We start from the raw sequence: 14,465 nt of genomic DNA on the forward strand, positions 1-14,465 counted from the left end.
GATAGACTCCTTCTTGGCTGCGCCGACACTAGCCCCGAGGTACGTACCTAGCAACCATGCGATGCGCAGAAAACAGCCCCGGCGGGATGAGGAGAAGTGTGCGCGGTTTCCGCCCGCATTCCCGCGCTAACCGATTAAAATCGATCACGTTTATGATTTTCGTCGGCCTCGACCCAAAATCATCGTGCTCTGGCAGGTGTCATTCTGCGCCGTGGTGACTTATCTTTCAGCCCGCAATCCTCCCGATCGCAAACTTGTTTTCATCCAACCTTGTGGAGCGAAACCATGGAAAAGCGCAGACTTGGCCGCAGCGGCCTTTCGATTGCGCCGCTCGTTTTCGGCGGCAACGTCTTTGGCTGGACAGCGGATGAGAAGACATCCTTCGCCTTGCTCGATGCCTTCTTCGAAGCCGGCTTCAACGCCGTCGATACGGCGGATGTCTATTCGTCATGGGCGCCCGGAAACAAGGGCGGAGAATCCGAAACGATCATCGGCAAATGGCTGAAGCAGTCAGCACATGCGCGCGACGATGCCGTCATCGTCACCAAGGTCGGGTCCGAACTGGGGCCGGACCGGAAAGGCCTTTCGCGGCGCTGGATCATGCAGGGGGTCGAGGATTCACTCCGTCGCCTGCAGACCGACCATATCGATCTCTATCTCTCGCATTGGCCGGATCCGGAGACGCCGTACGAAGAAACGCTCGCCGCCTATGACATGCTTCTCGCCGAGGGCAAGGTTCGCGCCATCGGCGCATCGAACCTCGACGCCGCGCAATTGCGCGATGCTCTCGACGTCTCGGCGACAAAGGGACTGCCGCGCTACGACGTGCTCCAGCCGGAATACAATCTTTATGACCGGGCCTCCTATGACGGCCCGTTGCGCGATCTCTCAATCGCGGAGGAAATCGGCGTCATCACCTATTTCAGCCTGGCAAGGGGATTCCTTTCCGGAAAATACCGCTCGCACAAGGATCTCGAAGGCTCGGTCCGCGGCGGTGGCGTTGAAAAGTATCTCGACGGGCGCGGCATGCGCATCCTCGGCGTCCTGGACGAAATCGCCGAGGAAACCGGGGCGAAACCGGCCGAAATCGCGCTTGCCTGGATCGTCGCACGCGAAGCCGTGACCGCGCCGATCGCCAGCGCAACCAATCTCGATCAACTGGCAAGCCTCGTAAAGTCGGCAAAGCTCAAGCTTTCCGAGGAGGCGATCGGCAAATTGAACGACGTGAGCGCATAGCGAAGCGGGCGACACCTAGCGGTCGGGATCGTGGGGACGGTAGACGAGAAAGCCCCTTCCCACTCCCACAAGGCGAAGGGTGAGGCGAGCGGATTACGACGTCACCGGTGCGACCGGCGGAAACCCGGGATAGAGATGCGCGTGGCTGCCCTCGTGGTTGGCCATGCCCGGCTTCGTCAGCAGCCCGCGCGGCTCGGCATAGCTTCTAATCGTCCGGCGCGGCCTCTCGTGCCACTGGATGTTGAAGGCCCAGAGTTTTGGAAAGAAGCAGAGGGACGCATAAGGCAAGTGGTCGTGGATCCACCAGGCAAGGCTTTGCCAGCCGCCGCCGTCACGCTCCCGATCCCAAACCCACGGAATGACGATGCAAGCGGTAGCGCCCATGCATCCATCGGCATCGCGCATGTCCCATATGTGGTCGGCGGCAGTTGCCGCGTTGGTGGAACAATTGAGCTTGTTAGCGTTACCGAAGGCGTTGACCGCCCGGTTCCGATAGGCAGAACGAATGTGCAGGCGACCAAAGGTCGCCTGCAGCGGCTCAAGCAGTTCCTCGCAGAGCTTCCTCCCCGCCTCGATGGCAAGATCCGGATCGTCCGGGATGTTCGGAATGCGATAGAAATCGGCAATCTCCGAATGCAGGAAATCCCGCAGGAAGAAGTTTTGCGAGAGCCGGACACGGCCGAGATCTTCGAGCGATTTCATCGATCCGGGTTTCCGCATGCTCGACTCCTCCCTTTCATCGCGAGACAGCACTGTGCCCATGCGCGGCATGATTGCAAGATCAGGTCCGGTTTATCGAGACGCCGCCGTCGACGAGCAGCGCCGCTCCGGTGACGAAGCTCGCAGCGTCGGACGCCAGATAGAGCGCGGCTTCGGCGATCTCCTCCGGCCGGCCCATCCGTTTCAGCGCGTGCAAGCCCTCGATGAAGCCTCGCGTTTCCGGAGCAGCCCCCGGCAGGTTCGCATGGTTGGACGGCGTGTCGGTCCCGCCCGGCAGCAGCGCATTGACGCGAACTCCTCGCGCTCCGAATTCGACTGCCAACGACTGCGTCAGGCCGACAAGACCAGCCTTGCTCGCCGCATAGGCGGCGATGCCGGGAAAACCTGCCGTCTGTCCAACGAAGCTCGACGTGAACACGAGCGAGCCGCCGCCACGGGCAATTATCGCCGGTAGCTGGTGCTTGGCTGCAAGGAAAGCACTCGTCAGGTTCGTGTCGAGCGTCTCTCGCCAGTCCTCGACGGAGAGCGACGGGAGTTCGCCCATCGCACCCAGCCCCCCGGCATTGTTGAATGCGACATCCAAACCACCGAAGCGGCGGATCGCCAGATCGACAAGCGCCTTGTTCAGGGCTTCGTCACGGACATCGCCGGCGAGGGTCGCGGCCTCTCCGCCCTCGTCGGCAATTTGCTCAGCGAGCAGCGTAAGTTCATGCTCGCGCCGCGCGTTAACGACAAGCTTTGCGCCCTCACGGGCAAAAAGTACGGCGGCAGCGCGGCCGATACCGGAACTCGCCCCGGTTATGATCGCGACCTTTCCTTCAAGTCTTGGCATAATGGATTCCTTTCTCGATAGCGGCAAAGGAATCCCAGATCCGGCACCAGGCGGCCACCCGATTCCCGAGACTGTGAGAAAGCCGGTCTCTCCGGATATTCGACGTGAGGAACACATCTACGCGGTAAGTCTGCCTGCCCGGAACAAACGCGGTTCGACAGTGTTTCGTTGGCGCTATCAAAAACCACCACCGGAAAGGATGCCGAAATATGGCCAAGGAAAAGACACTGGACGATCTCTTCCATGATACCCTGAAGGACATCTATTACGCCGAGCGGAAGATCCTCAAGGCGCTTCCAAAGATGGCACGCGGCGCACAGGCACCGGAACTCAAGGCCGCTTTCGAGAAGCACAAGGAACAGACGGAAACCCATGTGGAGCGGCTGCAGCAGGTCTTCGACATGATCGGCAAACGCGCACAGGGCAAAACCTGCGAGGCGATCGAGGGCATCATCGCCGAAGGCGAAGAGATCATGGACGAGTTCAAGGGCACTCCCGCGCTTGACGCCGGCCTCATCTCCGCCGCCCAGGCTGTCGAGCATTACGAGATATCGCGCTACGGCACCCTGAAGACCTGGGCCAAGACCATCGGGTTGAAGGATGCAGTTTCGCTTCTCGACGCTACGCTTAAGGAAGAGATCGTCACCGACGAGGACCTCACGAAAATAGCCATGGCGCAAGCGAACAAGAAAGCCGCGTGATCTAGCTCTTCGACACAGCGCAGTTCCCGGCGGAACGCCGTTGCAGGCGTTCCTGGAATTTGCTTGAGCGGCGGCCGGTCTCTCTCGGCCGGCCGCCTTACTCCACATGCCGGAAGAAATCGATGAAGGCTCTCAGCGCCGGGCGCATCTGGCGACGGCTTGGATAATAGAGGTAGGGGCCGGCATAGGGCGCGCACCAATCTTCGAGCACGCGCTCCAATCGTCCCACCGCGATCTCCTCGCTCACGCGCGACTCGAAGAGATAGGCAAGCCCCGCGCCACCAAGCGCGGCCTTGATGATCGGCCGATCCTCGCCGAGGATCAGGGGGCCAGCCACCGACACCGTTATCTCCTCGCCCTCCTTTTCGAATTCCCAACGATAGAGCGTGCCGTTCGAAAAGCGACGGCGAATGCAGCGGTGTCCGGCAAGTTCGCGCGGATGGGCAGGCCTTCCATGGCGTTCGAAATAGGATGGCGCCGCCACCACGGCGCTTGTGAGGTCCGGACCGACCCTTACGGCGATCATGTCGGCCTCCAGGCTCTCGCCAAGTCTGATGCCCGCGTCATAACCCTCTTCGACAATATCGGTGAAGCCGTCTTCGTTGGCGATTTCGAGCACAATGTCGGGGTAGCGATCAAGAAACGCGCCCAGCCGGGGCGCAAGGATGAGATCGGCGGCAAAGCGCGGCGCGGTAATGCGCAGGTTTCCCGCCGGTCGCTCGCGCGCCTCCGCCGCGGCTTCCAGCGCGTGGGCGATTTCCTCGAGCGCGGGGCGCAACCGCTCCAGGAGCCGTCGCCCCTCTTCGGTCGGCGCGACGCTGCGGGTGGTGCGCGAGAGCAATCGCACACCCAGGCTTGCCTCGAGGCTGGCGACCGCATGGCTGACGGCGGACGGAGCGACATCGAGTTCCTTGGCGGCGGCGCGGAAGCTGCCGTGCGCGGCGACGGCGGAAAGGACGGCGAGTTGAGAAAGCTGGGTCCGGTTCATTGATCGAAATGATAGAACAACCCGTGAGAATTGACAGAGATTTTCAGCCGCGTGTGACGGTCCTATCCTCCGTAGTCGTCGGCCCCGGTGCGGGCGCGACACCACCGATGACCATCCGCTTCTTTCGACGCCAGCCGCAAGCGGCCCTCCTCGGCCGGAACCGGCGTCGAAGCCTGAAAAGGATCTCCCATGAAAATCCGCAAGCTTGGAAATGAACTGACCGTCTCCACCATCGGCCTCGGCTGCATGGGCATGAGTTTCGCCTATGGCGAGGCGGACGAGCAGGAGTCGATCCGCACGCTCCATCGTGCCGTTGAACTCGGCGTGACCTTCTTCGACACGGCCGAAGTTTATGGTCCCTATGAAAACGAGAAGCTTATCGGCAGAGCGCTGAAGGACAAGCGCGACCGGGTGACCATCGCGACGAAGTTCGGCTTCCGCATCGAGCCGGGCAAACCGGCGGCCGAAGCGATCAAGGGCGTCGACGGGCGGCCGGAAAATGCTCGAGCCGTCGCCGAGGCATCGCTGAAACGGCTAGGGACCGATGTCATCGATCTTTATTACCAGCACCGCATCGACCCGAGCGTGCCGATCGAGGACACGGTCGGCGCCATGGCGGAACTCGTGAAGGAAGGCAAGGTGCGTGCGCTCGGCCTTTCGGAGGCGAGTGCCGCCACCATCCGCCGCGCCCATGCCGTTCACCCGATCGCGGCGGTGCAGAGCGAATATTCGTTGTGGTCGCGCGACCCTGAAGAGGAGGTGCTTGCCACCTGCCGCGAACTCGGAATCGGCTTTGTTCCTTACAGTCCGCTTGGACGCGGCATGCTGACCGGCAAGATCGCCAGGGTCGATGATCTCGCCGCCGACGATTTTCGCCGATCGCTGCCGCGCTTCCAGGGGGAAAACCTGGGCGCCAACGCGGCGTTGGTCGCAACGCTCGAAACGCTCGCTGCGGAAAAAGGCATCACCGCCGCACAGCTCGCACTCGCCTGGGTCATCAACCAGGGCGATTTCATCGTGCCGATTCCGGGTGCCCGCAAGATCCGGCATCTGGAAGAGAATGTCGCCGCAGCCGATACCGTGCTTTCCAAGGCCGAGCTCGCCAAACTCGGCGAGGTACTGTCGCCGGGCCTAGTTGCCGGCAAGCGCTACAGCGATGCATCGCTGGCGCTGACGAACCGGTAAGGCACACTCGACTTCCGCGTGTTCGTGAACACACAAGGGCATTTCGGGCATCGCATTTCGCCTGCGATGCCCTACCTATAGGCTGTCGGCCCAAAGAAGGAGGAACGAGGAATGTCCGAGGAGCAGGCGATCAGCGCGGTTGTGCATCTTTACGTCGACGGCATGGCATTCGCCAACGAGGCGGCTCTGCGCAAGGCCTTTCACCCGAACGCTTCGATCGTCGGCAATTATGATGGCGCCGTCGAATGGCTGACCCGCGACGCCTTCATCGCGACGATCCTGAAGGAGGGCTCGGCACCGCCGGAAACACAGCCGCTCATGGATGTGGAGATGATCCAGATCACCGGCGACGCGGCGAGCGTGAAAGTCGTCGATGAATTCGCCGGCACCCGCTATACGGACTATCTCTCGCTGCTGAAGATCGATGGACGGTGGCTTATCGTCAACAAGGTCTGGCACGCGCACTCCTAGATCCTTTCACTGTTTCATTGAAACGGCGAAATGATCTAACTCTTTGAGACTACGCGGCAGCGATCCGCCCGCAACGGAGCTGGTGCAGCCGATCGCTTGATTGCTTGCCATGCGAAATACCGCTGCCTGGGCAGCGGTCTTTCGTCTTTCCGTCAGGCGCGAAGCACGCCGCCGGTGCTCTTCGCGACATTGGCAATGATCTTTGCCGTCAGCGCCTCGAAATCCTCGTCGGTCAGCGTGCGTTCGACCGGCTGGATCGTTACCTCGATCGCCACCGATTTCTTGCCCTCGCCAAGGGAGGCTCCCTCGAACACGTCGAAGACGTTAACGCCGGTCACCAGCTTGCGGTCGGCACCGGATGCGGCCCTGAGGATCGCCGCCGCTTCGACCGTCTTGTCGACGACGAAGGCGAAGTCGCGCTTGACCGCCTGGAACGGCGAAAGCTCCAGCGCCGGCTTGGTGCGCGTTGCCTTCTTCTTCGGCTCAGGCATGGCGTCGATATAGATCTCGAAGCCGCAAAGCGCGCCCGATACGTCGAGCGCATCGAGCGTCTTCGGGTGGAACTCGCCGAAGCTGCCGAGAACGATCTTCGGACCGAGCTTGATCGTGCCGGAACGGCCGGGGTGATACCAGGCCGGGCCACCGGCCTCGAACTGGACATTGCCCATCGGCACGCCGCAAGCCTCGAGCACGGCGATGGCATCGGCCTTGGCGTCGAAGACATCGACCGGCTTGCCGCCGCCCTTCGCCGCATTCGACCAGAGCCGGCCGGCGCCGTTCAGCGACGCCGTACCGCGACGGACGCCGCCTGCAACGCGGCGCTGGGCGTCCGGCGTGTCGCCTTCGTAGGTCCCGGAGACCTCGAAAATCGCCACGTCGCCATGGCCCTTGTCGGCATTGCGCTGCGCCGCGGTCAGAAGCCCCGGCAACAGCGAAGGCCGCATGTCGGACATATCGGCGGCGATCGGGTTGGCAAGCTTCAGCGCCGGCTGACCGCCGCCGAAGAGCTTCGCCTGCTCTTCCGAGATGAAGGACCAGGTGACGGCTTCGAGCATGCCGCGGCTTGCGAGCGCGCGCTTGGCCTGACGCGTGCGGATCTGCAGCGTCGTCAGAATCTTGCCGTTGACGGCATTGTGGCTCGGCAGGGGCACGGCGACGATGTTGTCGACGCCATGGATGCGCATGACCTCCTCGACGAGATCCGCCTTGCCGTCGACGTCCGGGCGCCAAGATGGGACCGTGACGCGGAGACGCTCGCCGGCCCCCTCCACGCCGAAGCCGAGCTTGGTGAGGATCGAGACGCTTTCCTCGGTGGAGACCTCAAGACCGGTCAGCCGCTTCACCTCCGAGATCGGGAAGTCGACCACCTTGGGCGCATGCCCCTCATAGCCGACGACATCGAGCTTGGCAGCCGTTCCACCGCAAAGCTCCAGCACCAGTTCCGTAGCTCGTTCAAGGCCCGGCACCATGTATTCCGGATCGGCGCCGCGCTCGAAACGATAGCGCGCATCGGTGATGATGCCGAGCGTGCGGCCGGTCTTGGCGATGTTCATCGGATCCCAGAGCGCCGATTCGATCAGCACGTCGGTGGTCGCCTCGTCGCAGCCGGAGTGCTCGCCGCCCATGATGCCGCCGATCGATTCGATGCCGTCCTCGTCGGCGATCACCACATTGGCCGGCGACAGCGCGTATTCGCGCGTATCGAGCGCCAGCACCCTTTCGCCGTCCTTCGCCCGGCGAACGGTGAGATTGCCGGTGACCTTGGCCGCATCGAAAACATGCAGCGGCCGGCCCCGGTCGAAGGTCAGGTAGTTGGTGATGTCGACCAGTGCGTTGATCGGCCGCAGGCCGATGGCGGCCAACCGCTGGCGCATCCATGCCGGGCTCGGGCCGTTCTTGACGCCGCGCACGAGGCGGAGCGCGAAGCCAGGGCAAAGATGCTTGTCTTCGCCGAGATCGAGTCTCACCTTCACCGGCGTTTCGCCTGCGACCGCAAAGGACGGTGCCGGTCGTGCTTCCAGTGTGCCGAGACCGGAGGCGGCGAGGTCACGGGCAATGCCGTGAACGCTGGTGCAATCCGGCCGGTTCGGCGTCAGGTTGATCTCGATGACCGGATCATCGAGCCCGGCGTAGGCGGCATAGCTCGTGCCGATCGGAGCATCCTCCGGCAGATCGATGATGCCGGTATGGTCATCGGAAATCTCCAATTCCTTTTCCGAGCACATCATGCCGCGGCTTTCAACGCCGCGGATATTGCCGACAGACAGCGTGACAGCGATGCCGGGCACGTAGGTGCCGGGGGCCGCGAAGGCGCCGATAAGGCCCTTGCGCGCGTTCGGCGCACCGCAGACGACCTGCACCGGCTGGCCGTTACCGGTGTCGACCATCAGCACCTTCAGCTTGTCGGCGTTTGGGTGCTGCTCGGCGGAGACGACTTTGGCGATGACGAAGGGCTTGAACGCCGCCTTGTCGTCGACGTCCTCGACCTCCAGCCCGATCATCGTCAACCGCGCGCAGATCTCCTCGAGCGAGGCGTCGGTCTCCAAATGGTCCTTCAGCCAGGAAAGCGTGAATTTCATGATTTCACCTGTGTCCCAAAAATATCAGCGCGCGATCAAGCGGAGAGGCCGCCGAAGAGCGTCGGCATGTCGAGTGGGCGGAAGCCGTAGTGGGTCATCCAGCGGACGTCGGCGTTGAAGAAGTCGCGAAGGTCCGGCATGCCGTATTTCAGCATGGCGATGCGGTCGAGACCCATGCCCCAGGCAAAGCCCTGATACTCGTCCGGATCGAGACCGCCGGCGCGCAGCACGTTTGGATGGACCATGCCGCAGCCGAGGATTTCCATCCAGTCCGTGCCTTCGCCGAACTTGACGATCGGGCCGGAGCGGTCGCACTGGATGTCGACCTCGAACGACGGTTCGGTGAAGGGGAAGAAGGACGGGCGGAAACGCATCGTCACCTGATCCACCTCGAAGAAGGCCTTGCAGAACTCCTCCAGCACCCAGCGCATGTTGGCGACATTCGCCGTCTTGTCGATCACCAGGCCCTCGACCTGATGAAACATCGGCGAGTGGGTGGCGTCCGAATCCTGCCGGTAGGTCTTGCCGGGGATGATGATGCGGATCGGCGGCTGTTGCGCTTCCATCGTGCGGATTTGCACCGGCGAGGTGTGGGTGCGCAGCACCTTGCGCTCTCCCTTCTCATCCGGTTGGAAGAAGAAGGTATCGTGCATCTCGCGGGCGGGATGGCCCTCGGGGAAATTGAGCGCCGTGAAGTTGTAATAGTCCGTCTCGATATCCGGCCCTTCGGCGATCGAGAAACCCATGTCGCCGAAGATCGCAGTGATCTCGTCGACGATCTGGCTGATTGGATGGATGCGGCCGCGCTCGGACGGGGAGGAGCGGACCGGCAGGCTGATGTCCACCGTTTCACGCGCCAGCCGCTCGGCGATTGCCGCATCCTTCAAGGCGAGCTTCCGGGCGGAGATCGCCTCGGTCACCGTGTTCTTCAGCGCGTTGATGCGGGCGCCGCGGGTCTGGCGTTCCTCCGGGCTCATCGCCCCGAGCGTCTTCAGCAGTTCCGAGATCGAGCCCTTCTTGCCGAGCGCCCCCACGCGCACCGCCTCGATCGCCCCCTCGTCGGCGGCGGCATCGATCTCCGCCAGCAAAATCCGTTCCAATGTTTCCAGTTCGCTCATTCTGTCCTGCCTCGATGCGGGAATGGTTCGGTATATCGGTTCAATTCTTCAGCAATGTGATCGCACCCGGCGTCGGTCGGAGAGGTCGACCGTGGCTGCGATCCGGCTGGCGAGCCGAATAGAAAAACCCGCGCCAGCCTGCCAGCGCGGGTTTCCCAACTAATTTCAAGAACGGTTTTGGGAAAACGCTGGCTTAACGGACAGCGCTTTCAAACTCGTTTGCCGTGCCGGCTTCCTTGAGGTAGGCGAGCGCCTTCTTGGCGGCTTCGACGAGCGCGCCGAATGCTGCCGTCTCATGGATCGCCATGTCGGACAGAACCTTGCGGTCGACTTCGATGCCGGCCTTGTTGAGACCGTCGATGAAGCGGCCATAGGTCAGGCCGTGCTCGCGGACGGCAGCGTTGATGCGCTGGATCCAGAGGGCGCGGAAATTGCGCTTGTTAACCTTGCGGTCGCGATAGGCGTACTGCTTGGAACGGTCCACCGCTGCCTTGGCGGCGCGGATGGTGTTCTTGCGACGGCCGTAAAAACCCTTGGCGGCCTTGAGCGTCTTCTTGTGCTTGGCGTGGGCGGTCACACCGCGTTTTACACGTGCCATGTCATGATCTCCTTAAGTATCCAATATGCCCGACGTCTCAGAGACCGTTCGGCAGATAGTTCTTGACGACCTTCTTGCCGTCAGCTTCGGCGAGAACCATGGTTCCGCGCGCGTCGCGAATGAACTTGTTGGACCGTTTGATCATGCCGTGGCGCTTGCCAGCAGCAGCAGCTCTAACCTTGCCGGTAGCGGTGACTTTGAACCGCTTCTTGGCAGACGATTTCGTCTTCATCTTGGGCATTTTGCTACTCCATTGTTCTTAATAGTGCGAAACAGGCAGACGAGGCCCATTTCCAGCGTTAAGAACGGCCACGGCATGCCCTGCCGGACCGTTCGGACGGGGGCTTATAACCGCACGTCCTGAAAAACGCAAGCCGGCAAACGAAGAAGCCGGGCGCGGCCCGAAGCCGTGGCGCTTGGCTCGGCAGCCAGCCCGCCGGGGGCATGCCAGTCAAACAAAAAGCCGCCTCAAGCGGCGGCTTCCCGTCATTTCCATTTTTCCGTGGGCGCGCCCGATCACTTCGGTGCGAGCACCATCATCATCTGTCGGCCTTCAAGCTTCGGCTCGGCTTCCACCTTGGCGATCGCCTGGGTGTCGTCCTTCACCTGCAGCAGAAGCTTCATGCCGAGTTCCTGGTGGGCCATTTCACGGCCACGGAACTTCAGCGTCACCTTGACCTTGTCGCCTTCCTCGAAGAATCGGTTCATGGCCTTCATCTTCACCTCGTAATCGTGGGTGTCGATGTTCGGACGCATCTTGATTTCTTTGATCTCGACGATCTTCTGTTTCTTGCGCGCTTCCGCGGCCTTCTTCTGGTTGGCGTATTTCAGCTTGCCCAGATCAAGAATCTTGCACACCGGCGGTTCGGAATTCGGTGCGATCTCTACCAGATCAAGACCGGCTTCATCCGCCATGCGGAGTGCCTGGTCGATCGGCACGACGCCGACATTCTGGCCTTCGGCATCGATAAGCTGAACCCGGGGGACCCGGATTTCCTTGTTTGAGCGCGGCCCCTCTTTAACCGGGGCGTCCGCTTTGAACGGTCTGCGAATGGTCGTACTCTCCTCGAGCTATTGACGTATATATGGTCTGCTTGAACGGTCAGCGCGATCTCAAACGAAGCGCTTGAAACTGTCACCGACGGCAATGTGTGAATTGCGGCGCCAGAGTCAATAGCATGGCTCGCAAGGAAAATCACCCTCTGTCGAAGCATAGGCGAATCTGTTTTAGAAGGAAATCTGCCGCCCTGTCGTCTTTCTAGAGGATATCCGATGTCAACAGCGCCAGCCGAAACGGAAATCACGTGGATCGAGGTGGGCGACGGTGCGGCCGCACGCTCCATCGCCATGCGGATATTTCGCGCAGAGCCGCGCTCCGAGCGCCCCACGCTCGTCTGGCTCGGCGGGTATCGCTCCGACATGACCGGGACCAAGGCCGTCGAGGTCGAGCACTATGCGCGCGCGATCGGATCGGACTGCATTCGCTTCGACTATTCCGGCCACGGCTCGTCCGGCGGCGACTTCCGGGACGGCACGATCTCGCGCTGGATCGAGGAGAGCCTTGCCGTGATAAACCACGCGGCGCCTGGAAAGGTTGTCCTCATAGGCTCCTCGATGGGCGGCTGGATCGCCTTGCGGCTCATTCAGGAACTCAAACGCCGCGGCAACAAGGGCCGCGTCGCAGGTCTCGTGCTGATCGCGCCCGCACCGGACTTCACGGCTGAGCTCATCGAACCCAATCTCACCGTCGCGGAGAAGGCCTCGCTTGCCGAACGCGGCTATTTCGAGGAGCCGTCGCAGTACAGCCCCGAGCCGAATGTCTTCACCTTGGCGCTGATCGAGGACGGCCGCGCCAATCGCGTGCTGTCGGGCCCCGTCGAAACGGACTGCCCGGTCCATATCCTCCAGGGCATGCGCGATCCCGATGTCCCCTACACGCATGCGCTGAAGCTGATGGAGCACATGCCCGCGGACGATGTCGTGATGACTCTCATTCGCGACGGCGATCACCGGCTCTCACGCGACGAGGATATTGCCAAATTGAAACAGGCAATCGGCGACATGCTCACGCAAGGCTGACAGCCGCGCGACGCGCAATACCCCATCATCTTTCCAATGCACCCGCGCAAAACCGTTGCGGCGCAAGCATCATTGCCGCCGTTTTCCGGGCGATTTTAACCATAACGGCCGATCCGCGAATCAGGATCATTGACTCCAACGAAGCAACAATATTAACTCTTTGTTAACGATTAGAGCAGCGCACGGGGATATCCACGAAAGCTGTCGTCAACTCAGGATTGCGCGGATAGGTCTGGACTGGAAGAGCCCGACACTCCGCGTTGCAGGGGATCTGTATGGCGTCTTGGACAGGGGTTAAGGCTAGTATTGCGGCGTTCTGCGCAGTTTTCATTTCAGCAAACACGGCAATTCCCGCCCAGGCGGGATCCACTCCATGGATGCAGACCGGCTCGGTAACCTCCCAGCCGATCGGGCATTACGAGTTTTGCCAGAAATATCGGGGCGAGTGCCGCGCTCGGTCCAAGACGACGGTCGCGCCACGCGTCACCGATCGGGGCTGGGCTGTCATCCGCCAGGTCAATGCGGCGGTCAACCGCGAGATCACGCCCGTGATCGATCAGCAGATTCATGGCAGGGACGAGGTCTGGTCCTACCCGACCACCGTTGGCGATTGTGAAGATTTCGCGCTTGAAAAGCGCCGTCGGCTGATGAAGCGCGGCTTTCCCGCAAGCCAGCTGCTGATGACCGTCGTGCGCAAGCCCGACGGAGAGGGTCACGCGGTCCTTACCGTCCGCACGGCGCAGGGCGACTTCATTCTCGATAATCTTGAAAACAGGGTAAGACTCTGGACTCAAACGCCCTATCGCTATCTCAAGCGCCAGGCGTCCTATAACAGCGGCCGCTGGGTGACCATCGACAACGGCGCCGAGGTCGTCGTCGGTTCGGTCGGCAACTGACCAGTCAGGACAAGCTATTCGAAAAAGGGCCGGTTTACGGCCCTTTTTTATTTCCGTCAGATTTTATGTCCATCAGGCGTTGCCGATCAGGACGCCGGCGGCGAGCACCAGACTGCCGCCAAGGACGACCTGGAAGGCCGCCCTGAGGAAGGGCGTTTCCATATAACGGTTTTGGATGAAGGCGATCGCCCAAAGCTCGAAGAAGACGATTGCGGCCGCGGTCACGGTCGCCGTCCAGAAGTGCGGGATCAAATAGGGCAGCGCGTGACCCAACCCGCCCAGCGCCGTCATGATGCCCGAGGCAAGTCCGCGCTTGACCGGCGAACCGCGTCCCGACAACTTGCCGTCGTCGTGGGCGGCCTCCGTGAAACCCATTGAGATGCCGGCGCCGACGGAGGCCGAAAGGCCGACGAGAAAGGTCTGCCAGGTATCCTGGGTCGCGAAGGCGGCGGCAAAGATCGGCGCCAGCGTCGAGACCGAGCCGTCCATCAGTCCCGCAAGCCCCGGCTGTACGTAAGTGAGGATGAACTGCCGGCGCGATGTCTGGTCTTCCTCATCGCGCACATTCTCGGGCGTATGCTTCTCGCCAAGCCGACGGGCGAGCGATTCATGCGATTTCTCGGCAATCGCCAGGTCGCCGAGCAACTTGCGCGTTGCCGCATCCTGCGTTCGCGCTGCGGCTTGCACGTAGAAACGGTGGGCTGTCTCCTCCATTGCTTCCGCTTCGTCGCGCGCTTTTTCGATCGGCATCTCGGCGATCAGCCAATCGGGCTTGCGCTCGGGGAAATCGCGCACATGCTCGCGCCGTATCAGCGGGATACGGCTGCCGAAGCGGGCGACATGAAGGTCGATCAGTGCCTGGCGATGATGGCTCTCCTCCTCGGCCATCTCCTCGAAGACCTTGGCGGAATGCGGATATTTTTCGCGCAGCGCATCCGCATAGGCAAGATAGATGCGGCCGTCGTCCTCCTCGGATGAAATCGCCAGAGCGAGGATCTCCTGCTCGCTCAGGGAAAGAAACGGGCGCTTGAACCGGGAGAAAAGGCGAGAAAGCATCTGCAA

At 61.8% G+C, this 14,465-nt stretch carries 15 protein-coding genes; 6 read left to right on the forward strand and 9 right to left on the reverse strand.

The features are described from left to right. Nucleotides 1–285: 285 nt before the first annotated feature. Nucleotides 286–1,236, forward strand: coding sequence for an aldo/keto reductase (locus ILFOPFJJ_RS14490; protein WP_173511220.1), 951 nt, complete (start codon nt 286–288; stop codon nt 1,234–1,236). A gap of 93 nt (nt 1,237–1,329) precedes the next feature. Here ILFOPFJJ_RS14490 and ILFOPFJJ_RS14495 read toward each other — a convergent pair whose 3' ends face one another. Both ILFOPFJJ_RS14495 and ILFOPFJJ_RS14500 read right to left on the reverse strand, forming a co-directional pair. Continuing rightward, nucleotides 1,330–1,956 (reverse strand): hypothetical protein, encoded by a 627-nt coding sequence (locus tag ILFOPFJJ_RS14495; protein ID WP_173511221.1) that lies wholly within the window; start codon nt 1,954–1,956, stop codon nt 1,330–1,332. A 61-nt stretch (nt 1,957–2,017) separates the two neighbouring features. After that, nucleotides 2,018–2,788, reverse strand: coding sequence for an SDR family oxidoreductase (locus tag ILFOPFJJ_RS14500; protein WP_173511222.1), 771 nt, complete (start codon nt 2,786–2,788; stop codon nt 2,018–2,020). A gap of 209 nt (nt 2,789–2,997) precedes the next feature. Here ILFOPFJJ_RS14500 and ILFOPFJJ_RS14505 point away from each other — a divergent pair, with 209 nt between their 5' ends. Continuing rightward, complete coding sequence (locus ILFOPFJJ_RS14505; RefSeq protein ID WP_173511223.1) at nt 2,998–3,489, forward strand: YciE/YciF ferroxidase family protein; 492 nt, start codon at nt 2,998–3,000, stop codon at nt 3,487–3,489. A 97-nt stretch (nt 3,490–3,586) separates the two neighbouring features. Here ILFOPFJJ_RS14505 and ILFOPFJJ_RS14510 read toward each other — a convergent pair whose 3' ends face one another. Further along, nucleotides 3,587–4,477: a LysR family transcriptional regulator gene (locus tag ILFOPFJJ_RS14510; RefSeq protein WP_173511224.1), complete on the reverse strand. Its 891-nt coding sequence runs from the start codon at nt 4,475–4,477 to the stop codon at nt 3,587–3,589. Nucleotides 4,478–4,666: 189 nt separating this feature from the next. Between ILFOPFJJ_RS14510 and ILFOPFJJ_RS14515 the strand changes: the two genes are divergently transcribed. Both ILFOPFJJ_RS14515 and ILFOPFJJ_RS14520 read left to right on the forward strand, forming a co-directional pair. Beyond that, a complete protein-coding gene (locus ILFOPFJJ_RS14515) occupies nt 4,667–5,662 on the forward strand; it encodes an aldo/keto reductase (RefSeq protein WP_173511225.1) in 996 nt (331 codons plus the stop codon). A gap of 111 nt (nt 5,663–5,773) precedes the next feature. Next, nucleotides 5,774–6,133, forward strand: coding sequence for a nuclear transport factor 2 family protein (locus tag ILFOPFJJ_RS14520; protein WP_173511226.1), 360 nt, complete (start codon nt 5,774–5,776; stop codon nt 6,131–6,133). Between the two features lie 152 nt (nt 6,134–6,285). On the opposite strand, the gene pheT is transcribed toward ILFOPFJJ_RS14520, so the two are convergent. The 5 genes from pheT to infC all read right to left on the reverse strand — a co-directional run bounded on the left by pheT (nt 6,286) and on the right by infC (nt 11,481). Next, a complete protein-coding gene (gene pheT / locus ILFOPFJJ_RS14525; RefSeq protein WP_173511227.1) occupies nt 6,286–8,712 on the reverse strand; it encodes a phenylalanine--tRNA ligase subunit beta in 2,427 nt (808 codons plus the stop codon). Between the two features lie 35 nt (nt 8,713–8,747). After that, nucleotides 8,748–9,830, reverse strand: coding sequence for a phenylalanine--tRNA ligase subunit alpha (pheS, locus tag ILFOPFJJ_RS14530; protein ID WP_173511228.1), 1,083 nt, complete (start codon nt 9,828–9,830; stop codon nt 8,748–8,750). 193 nt (nt 9,831–10,023) lie between these two features. Next, a complete protein-coding gene (gene rplT, locus ILFOPFJJ_RS14535) occupies nt 10,024–10,428 on the reverse strand; it encodes a 50S ribosomal protein L20 (protein WP_136506619.1) in 405 nt (134 codons plus the stop codon). 37 nt (nt 10,429–10,465) lie between these two features. Beyond that, a complete protein-coding gene (rpmI, locus tag ILFOPFJJ_RS14540) occupies nt 10,466–10,669 on the reverse strand; it encodes a 50S ribosomal protein L35 (RefSeq protein ID WP_026613581.1) in 204 nt (67 codons plus the stop codon). Between the two features lie 275 nt (nt 10,670–10,944). Next, a complete protein-coding gene (infC, locus tag ILFOPFJJ_RS14545; protein WP_136506618.1) occupies nt 10,945–11,481 on the reverse strand; it encodes a translation initiation factor IF-3 in 537 nt (178 codons plus the stop codon). Between the two features lie 219 nt (nt 11,482–11,700). Between infC and ILFOPFJJ_RS14550 the strand changes: the two genes are divergently transcribed. Together ILFOPFJJ_RS14550 and ILFOPFJJ_RS14555 are read left to right on the forward strand one after the other, a co-directional pair. Continuing rightward, nucleotides 11,701–12,507, forward strand: coding sequence for an alpha/beta hydrolase (locus ILFOPFJJ_RS14550; RefSeq protein WP_173511229.1), 807 nt, complete (start codon nt 11,701–11,703; stop codon nt 12,505–12,507). A 275-nt stretch (nt 12,508–12,782) separates the two neighbouring features. After that, nucleotides 12,783–13,403 (forward strand): transglutaminase-like cysteine peptidase, encoded by a 621-nt coding sequence (locus ILFOPFJJ_RS14555; protein WP_173511230.1) that lies wholly within the window; start codon nt 12,783–12,785, stop codon nt 13,401–13,403. 72 nt (nt 13,404–13,475) lie between these two features. Here ILFOPFJJ_RS14555 and mbfA read toward each other — a convergent pair whose 3' ends face one another. Then, nucleotides 13,476–14,459 (reverse strand): iron exporter MbfA, encoded by a 984-nt coding sequence (mbfA, locus tag ILFOPFJJ_RS14560; protein ID WP_173511231.1) that lies wholly within the window; start codon nt 14,457–14,459, stop codon nt 13,476–13,478. Nucleotides 14,460–14,465: the final 6 nt, after the last annotated feature.

This window comes from Sinorhizobium psoraleae (genome assembly GCF_013283645.1).
Classification (GTDB): Bacteria; Pseudomonadota; Alphaproteobacteria; order Rhizobiales; family Rhizobiaceae; genus Sinorhizobium; species Sinorhizobium psoraleae.

Bases quoted from the DNA above. Each gene is read 5' to 3' on its own strand.
- ILFOPFJJ_RS14550 (WP_173511229.1), top strand. From the start codon at position 11,701: ATGTCAACAGCGCCAGCCGAAACGGAAATCACGTGGATCGAGGTGGGC.
- ILFOPFJJ_RS14510 (WP_173511224.1), bottom strand. From the start codon at position 4,477: ATGAACCGGACCCAGCTTTCTCAACTCGCCGTCCTTTCCGCCGTCGCC.
- ILFOPFJJ_RS14515 (WP_173511225.1), top strand. From the start codon at position 4,667: ATGAAAATCCGCAAGCTTGGAAATGAACTGACCGTCTCCACCATCGGC.
- ILFOPFJJ_RS14505 (WP_173511223.1), top strand. From the start codon at position 2,998: ATGGCCAAGGAAAAGACACTGGACGATCTCTTCCATGATACCCTGAAG.
- pheT (WP_173511227.1), bottom strand. From the start codon at position 8,712: ATGAAATTCACGCTTTCCTGGCTGAAGGACCATTTGGAGACCGACGCC.
- ILFOPFJJ_RS14495 (WP_173511221.1), bottom strand. From the start codon at position 1,956: ATGCGGAAACCCGGATCGATGAAATCGCTCGAAGATCTCGGCCGTGTC.
- rpmI (WP_026613581.1), bottom strand. From the start codon at position 10,669: ATGCCCAAGATGAAGACGAAATCGTCTGCCAAGAAGCGGTTCAAAGTC.
- pheS (WP_173511228.1), bottom strand. From the start codon at position 9,830: ATGAGCGAACTGGAAACATTGGAACGGATTTTGCTGGCGGAGATCGAT.
- ILFOPFJJ_RS14500 (WP_173511222.1), bottom strand. From the start codon at position 2,788: ATGCCAAGACTTGAAGGAAAGGTCGCGATCATAACCGGGGCGAGTTCC.
- ILFOPFJJ_RS14520 (WP_173511226.1), top strand. From the start codon at position 5,774: ATGTCCGAGGAGCAGGCGATCAGCGCGGTTGTGCATCTTTACGTCGAC.
- mbfA (WP_173511231.1), bottom strand. From the start codon at position 14,459: ATGCTTTCTCGCCTTTTCTCCCGGTTCAAGCGCCCGTTTCTTTCCCTG.
- ILFOPFJJ_RS14555 (WP_173511230.1), top strand. From the start codon at position 12,783: ATGGCGTCTTGGACAGGGGTTAAGGCTAGTATTGCGGCGTTCTGCGCA.
- rplT (WP_136506619.1), bottom strand. From the start codon at position 10,428: ATGGCACGTGTAAAACGCGGTGTGACCGCCCACGCCAAGCACAAGAAG.
- ILFOPFJJ_RS14490 (WP_173511220.1), top strand. From the start codon at position 286: ATGGAAAAGCGCAGACTTGGCCGCAGCGGCCTTTCGATTGCGCCGCTC.